Source organism: Mesorhizobium sp. BHbdii, from assembly GCF_053848045.1.
Genome location: NZ_JBSPKX010000287.1, coordinates 1 through 410, shown reverse-complemented (window position 1 = coordinate 410; position 410 = coordinate 1). Strand labels below are relative to the sequence as shown.

The window sequence follows — 410 nt, the reverse complement described above, 5'->3', positions numbered from 1 at the left end:
GCCGATGCTGGTTCCGTTTACGCCGGCCTGACGCGCCAAGGTCGGCGAACGCCAGCTCAGTTCGATTTCCCCGCCGTGCTGCCTTGCCGAAAATGCTCGACCGCACCGTCGATTTGAACCCAATCATGTTTCTGCTGTTCGAAGATCGACCGGACGGGAGGCGGATAGTTCGGGTTGGCCAACGCACCCACCGCGACACCGAGCATCGACGGCAGCCTGTCGGCTTTCCAAAAGACCGTCGAGCCGCAGGCGGGACAGAAGTAATTGTGCACCTTGCCGCCGCTTGCCGCATCGCGGGTGAATTCTTTCGCGGTTCCAGAGATGGCGACAGCGTCAGCCGGATAAAAGGCGCCGACGCCGAAGGGCGCGCCGGTTCGGCGCTGGCGATCGAGACAGTGGCAGGCGACAAC

General features: G+C 63.2%; 1 protein-coding gene. It reads right to left on the bottom strand.

Features of this window, described 5'->3' with window-relative positions:
* Positions 1-56: 56 nt before the first annotated feature.
* The coding region (locus tag ACWTU8_RS33070; protein WP_455851408.1) for a GFA family protein at positions 57-410 on the bottom strand (354 nt) is incomplete at its 5' end.